The sequence below is a fragment of the Stenotrophomonas sp. 05L414_2 genome, from assembly GCF_056397905.1.
The window spans coordinates 1-3449 of record NZ_JBFTOJ010000290.1; the positions used below are offsets into that span (position 1 = coordinate 1).

4 protein-coding genes, 2 tRNA genes and 1 pseudogene are annotated in these 3449 nt (G+C 62.0%); 3 read left to right on the forward strand and 4 right to left on the reverse strand.

Annotation, left to right across the window (positions count from 1 at the left end):
- Window positions 1–16 precede the first annotated feature (16 nt).
- Window positions 17–93: transfer RNA gene (locus AC1DJN_RS21650), tRNA-Met, on the forward strand.
- A gap of 52 nt (window positions 94–145) precedes the next feature.
- A tRNA-Gln gene (locus AC1DJN_RS21655) sits at window positions 146–219 on the forward strand.
- A 283-nt stretch (window positions 220–502) separates the two neighbouring features.
- Here the strand turns inward: AC1DJN_RS21655 and rpsI are convergent.
- Complete coding sequence (gene rpsI / locus AC1DJN_RS21660; protein WP_005411311.1) at window positions 503–895, reverse strand: 30S ribosomal protein S9; 393 nt, start codon at window positions 893–895, stop codon at window positions 503–505.
- A gap of 2 nt (window positions 896–897) precedes the next feature.
- The gene (gene rplM, locus AC1DJN_RS21665) at window positions 898–1326 is read right to left on the reverse strand and encodes a 50S ribosomal protein L13 (RefSeq protein ID WP_478040204.1); all 429 of its coding nucleotides are present in this window, start codon (window positions 1324–1326) and stop codon (window positions 898–900) included.
- 196 nt (window positions 1327–1522) lie between these two features.
- Here rplM and coq7 point away from each other — a divergent pair, with 196 nt between their 5' ends.
- On the forward strand, window positions 1523–2167 hold the full coding sequence (gene coq7, locus AC1DJN_RS21670; RefSeq protein ID WP_032976655.1) for a 2-polyprenyl-3-methyl-6-methoxy-1,4-benzoquinone monooxygenase: 645 nt from the start codon (window positions 1523–1525) through the stop codon (window positions 2165–2167).
- Between the two features lie 70 nt (window positions 2168–2237).
- Here the strand turns inward: coq7 and AC1DJN_RS21675 are convergent.
- A pseudogene (locus tag AC1DJN_RS21675) lies at window positions 2238–2450 on the reverse strand (DMT family transporter); the annotation flags it as partial.
- Window positions 2451–2615: 165 nt separating this feature from the next.
- Window positions 2616–3410 carry an adenosylmethionine decarboxylase gene (gene speD, locus AC1DJN_RS21680; RefSeq protein ID WP_025874620.1) on the reverse strand — a complete coding sequence of 265 codons (795 nt, stop codon included), beginning with the start codon at window positions 3408–3410 and terminating at the stop codon, window positions 2616–2618.
- Window positions 3411–3449: the final 39 nt, after the last annotated feature.

A 3449-nucleotide genomic window follows, 5' to 3' on the forward strand; every position in this document is an offset into this window, starting at 1 on the left:
ATAGCGGGCTCACCAAGGCTATGTAGCTCAGCCGGTTAGAGCACAGCACTCATAATGCTGGGGTCGGTGGTTCGAGTCCACCCATAGCCACCACGTTGAAGTTGTTTTTCAACGTGAAAAGTGAGAAAATAGTTACACGTTACATTGCCCCTTAGCCAAGCGGTAAGGCACCTGACTCTGACTCAGGCATCGGTGGTTCGAATCCATCAGGGGCAGCCAAATTAAAAAGAAAAAGGCCTGATCGAAAGATCAGGCCTTTTTCTTTTTAATTTGGTCACGCATCCCACCTTATCCCCGCGCCTGTCGGCGCGCCCCCCTTGAACAACAAGGGGACTCTCCTCCAGACAGAGACCGGGGTCGGGCATACGGACCATGGGTAGTGCCGGCCGCTGGCCGGCAACCTTGAAATGCGCAGCCCCAGAACGACAAAAGCCCGGCCGAAGCCGGGCTTTTGCTTTTCCATCCAGCGGGCTCCCGAAGGAGCCCAACCAGGCGCGGTAAATCAGCGCTTGGAGAACTGGGTGGCGCGGCGGGCCTTGTGCAGACCGACCTTCTTACGTTCGACTTCGCGGGCGTCGCGGGTCATGAAGCCAGCCTTGCGCAGCTCGGACTTCAGGGTCTCGTCGTACTCGACCAGAGCGCGGGCGATACCCAGACGGATCGCACCGGCCTGGCCGGTGGTGCCGCCGCCAGCGGCGGTGACCAGGATGTCGAAGCTCTCGGTGTTCTTGGTCAGCTCGAGCGGCTGGCGCACGATCATGCGAGCGGTCTCACGGCCGAAGAACTCGTCCAGCGGACGGCCATTGACGGTGATGTTGCCCGAACCCTTGCGCAGGAACACGCGAGCGGTGGAGGACTTGCGGCGGCCAGTGCCGTAGTTTTGAGTGATAGCCATGATTAGATATCCAGAACCTGCGGCTGCTGTGCGGCGTGCGGATGCTCAGTGCCGGCGTAGACCTTGAGCTTGCGGTACATCTGGCGACCCAGCGKGCCCTTCGGCAGCATGCCCTTGACGGCGGTCTCGATSACRCGCTCCGGGTGGCGCTCAAGCGCCTGGGCSAGRGWTTCGGTCTTCAGGTTGCCGATGTAACCGGTGAAACGGTGATACATCTTGTCCTGCAGCTTCTTGCCGGTGACGACAATCTTTTCTGCATTGATGACGACCAGGTAGTCGCCGGTATCAACGTGCGGGGTGTAGACCGGCTTGTGCTTGCCACGCAGACGGCGGGCCAGCTCGGTGCAGAGACGGCCCAGGGTCTTGCCCTCGGCGTCGACGAGGTACCAGTCGCGCTGGACGGTCTCGTTCTTGGCAGTGAAAGTGCTCATGAAGAACTCTTGGTTAGGTCGGGCTCATTGCGGCGAAGGACTCGCCGGAACTCTGCCACGCGTTGTGAAAGGTGGAGCGTAAGGGGCGGCATTGTACGCACCTTGGCTGGCGGGTGCAACCGGTCCCCTGCCCCGGGTTGGCAGGGGACCGGGGCCGGGCGAGAATCGGGCCTCCCCCGCTCCACGCCGTGCCGCCATGACCGTGCTTCGCCAGACCACCCCGCTGGACCACCTGCTGACCGAGGCGCAGCGCGCCCTGGACACGGTGTTCGGCAACCCGCCGGCCAGCCGCCCCTATCCGGCCACGGACACCGGCGAGCCCGGCATGGACAGCGCCCAGCGTCGCCACGCGGCCGGGCTGATGCGCATCAACCATGTCGGTGAGGTCTGCGCCCAGGGCCTGTACTTCGGCCAGGCCGCGGTGGCACGCGACCCGGCGACCCGCGAACATCTGCTGGAAGCGGCCCAGGAAGAGACCGATCACCTGGCCTGGTGCGCCACCCGCCTGAGCGAGCTGGACAGCCGCCCCAGCCTGTTCAATCCGCTCTGGTACGCCGGCAGCTACACCATCGGCACCCTGGCCGGGCTGCGCGGCGACGGCTGGAACCTGGGCTTCGTGGTCGAGACCGAGCGCCAGGTGGAAGCCCATCTGGACGAACACCTGGTCGACCTGCCGGCCGGCGACCTGCGCAGCCGCGCGGTCATCCGGGTGATGAAGGAAGACGAGGCCCGGCATGCCGAACATGCCGAGCAGGCCGGCGCGCGCCGCCTGCCGTTCCCGATTCCGGGCGCGATGGCGCTGGCCTCCAGGGTGATGAAGACCATTGCCTACCGGCTGTAACCCGCATGAGGGTAGTGCCGGCCGCTGGCCGGCAACCCCGCATGGGTCGCCGCAGGTAATGAGGTTGCCCCGTCACGCCCATGGCGCCGATGCCGGTCCAGATCGCATAGGCCGTGCCGACCGGAATGTTCTTCATCGCCTGGCTCATCAAGTACAGGCTGATCAGCGCCGACACCACCGTCAGGGCGGTCGGCACGGGTTTGCTGAAACCTTCGGAGTACTTCATTCCAAGGGCGAATCCGATCTCGAACAGACCGGCCAGCAGCAGGTAGATCCAGGGCATGGGTGGGGGCTCCTTACCTTTTTGGGAAAAACGAAACGGCCCGGTGTTTTCACACCGGGCCGTAGGTCGGTACATCGCCGTGGAACTGAAGATTGCGCCAAGCGCAGGCTCCACGGGGCGGGGCGTCCCGCCTGGGTGGCGATGCCTACCGGCATCGCACATGGGTCACTCAGCCAGGTTGCGGCCGTGGAACAGCTCTTCGATCTCACGACGCAGCAGCGCTTCGATCTTCATGCGTTCCTTGAACGAGATGTTCTTGGCCTTTTCCTCGAACAGGTACTGGTCCAGGTCGAAGTCCTTCAGGTGCATCTTCGTGTGGAAGATGTTTTCCTGGTAGACATTGACGTCGAACATCTCGTAACGCGACTTGATGTTCTTGGCCAGGAAGTTCTGGATCGAGTTGATCTTGTGATCGATGTAGTGCTTCTTGCCCTTCACATCACGCGTGAAGCCACGGACACGGTAGTCCATGATCACGATGTCCGATTCCAGGCTCTCGATCAGGTAGTTCAGTGCCTTCAACGGCGAAATGACGCCACAGGTAGCCACGTCGATATCGGCGCGGAAAGTGGCAATGCCTTCCTGCGGGTGCGTTTCCGGATAGGTGTGCACGGTGATGTGCGACTTGTCCATGTGCGCGACCACGGCATCGGAAATCAACTCCTTGCCGGCCTGCTTCTTGTCGATCACCGGCTCTTCGGAGATCAGGATCGTCACCGAGGCACCCTGCGGATCGTAATCCTGGCGCGCCACGTTGAGGATGTTGGCGCCGATGATCTCAGCGACATCGGTCAAGATTTGAGTAAGCCTGTCGGCGTTGTACTCTTCATCGATGTATTCAATGTAACGCTGACGCTCCTCTTCGGTGCGCGCGTAACACACGTCATAGATGTTGAAGCTCAGCGCCTTGGTGAGGTTGTTGAAACCCTGCAACCTCAGGCGAGGCAACGGCTTGACCACGGCGGTCGATTCCTGTGTAAGAAGGGAAAGGGGGAATTA

Bases quoted from the DNA above. Each gene is read 5' to 3' on its own strand.
- rpsI (WP_005411311.1), bottom strand. From the start codon at position 895: ATGGCTATCACTCAAAACTACGGCACTGGCCGCCGCAAGTCCTCCACC.
- coq7 (WP_032976655.1), top strand. From the start codon at position 1,523: ATGACCGTGCTTCGCCAGACCACCCCGCTGGACCACCTGCTGACCGAG.